This window comes from Rhodococcus baikonurensis, from assembly GCF_040489275.1.
Lineage (GTDB): Bacteria > Actinomycetota > Actinomycetes > Mycobacteriales > Mycobacteriaceae > Rhodococcus_F > Rhodococcus_F baikonurensis.
In genome coordinates, this window is record NZ_JBEUOQ010000066.1 from 1 (window position 1) to 1648 (window position 1648).

General features: G+C 60.4%; 1 protein-coding gene. It reads left to right on the forward strand.

Features of this window, described 5'->3' with window-relative positions; genetic code table 11:
- Window positions 1–1648: DUF7927 domain-containing protein (locus tag ABWI03_RS34140; RefSeq protein ID WP_353804551.1), on the forward strand; the 1648-nt coding region annotated here is incomplete at both ends.

Here is a 1648-nt window from a genome sequence, read left to right on the forward strand (position 1 = left end):
ACGGTGCGGGTGAGGTCGCGCACTTCGATGATCTGCGTGGTCTGCTCGACGATGCTGATCTGGTTGCGGGCAGCTTGAGTGCTGATGCTCCGTTGACTGCTGCGATGGTCGGCACGGATGGTTTCTCGGTGACGGGAACTCTCGCTGCGGGTGAGACGAAGACGGTGACGTACACCGTCACGGTCAAGGCTGATGCCGATCGTGTTGCGGCGAATGCCGACAACACGGTGCTCAACTTCGTTGTTCCGGGTACGACTCCGCCGGTGGATCCTCCGGAGGTGTGTGATCCGGCGACGCAGCTGTGCACGACGCATCCGGTTCAGGTTCCGGGGTTCACGGTCGCGAAGACTGCGGATCCGGCCTCGGGTACCAATGTTGCGGCTGGTCAGACGATCACGTACACGGTGACGGGTTCTAACACCGGTAAGACGACGCTTGATCCGGTGGTGTTGACCGATGATCTGTCGAAGGTTCTCGACAACGCGGCGTTGGTGGACGGTTCGCTCAAGGTAACGGTCGACGGTGCTCCTGCTGCTGCTCCGACGCTGGCGGGGACGACGCTTTCGTGGACTGGTGCACTCGAGGCTGGTAAGTCGGTTGTTCTGACCTATCAGGTGAAGGTCAATGCCGGTGTTGCCGGCGGCACGTTGATCAACAACAAGGTCACCGGTACTGCGAAGCCGCCGACCGGTCCGGAGATCACTCCTCCGCCGGTGACGACCGAGCATCCGGTTCTGTCTCCGAAGATTGCTGTGGTGAAGTCCTCTGATCCGGTGTCGGGTTCGAATGTTGTTGCCGGTCAGGACATCAAGTACACGCTCACGTTTACGAACACCGGTAACGGTGCGGGTGAGGTGGCGTTCTTCGATGATCTGCGTGGTCTGCTTGACGATGCTGATCTGGTTGCGGGCAGCTTGAGTGCTGATGCTCCGTTGACGGCTGCGATGGTCGGCACGGATGGTTTCTCGGTGACGGGGACCTTGGCGGCCGGTGAAACGAAGACGGTGACGTATTCGGTGAAGGTCAATGCCGATGTGGTCGGTGGGGTGTTCGTGAACAACTTCGTTGTTCCGGGTACGACTCCGCCGGTTGATCCTCCGGAGGTGTGTGATCCGGCGACGCAGCTGTGCACGACGCATCCGGTGAAGGTTCCGGGGTTCACGGTCGCGAAGACTGCGGATCCGGCCTCGGGTACCAATGTTGCGGCTGGTCAGACGATCACGTACACGGTGACCGGTGCGAATACGGGTAACACGACCCTTGATCCGGTGGTGTTGACCGATGATCTGTCGAAGGTTCTCGACAACGCGGCGTTGGTGGACGGTTCGCTGAAGGCGACTGTTGACGGTGTCGACGGTGCGGCTCCGACCCTGTCGGGTACGACGCTTTCCTGGACTGGTGCTCTCGAGGCTGGTAAGTCGGTTGTTCTGACCTACCAGGTGAAGGTCAATGCCGGTGTTGCCGGTGGCACGTTGATCAACAACAAGGTCACCGGTACTGCGAAGCCGCCGACCGGTCCGGAGATCACTCCTCCGCCGGTGACGACCGAACACCCGGTGGTGTCTCCGAAGATTGCTGTGGTGAAGTCCTCTGATCCGGTGTCGGGTTCGAATGTTGTTGCCGGTCAGGACATCAAGTACACGCTCAC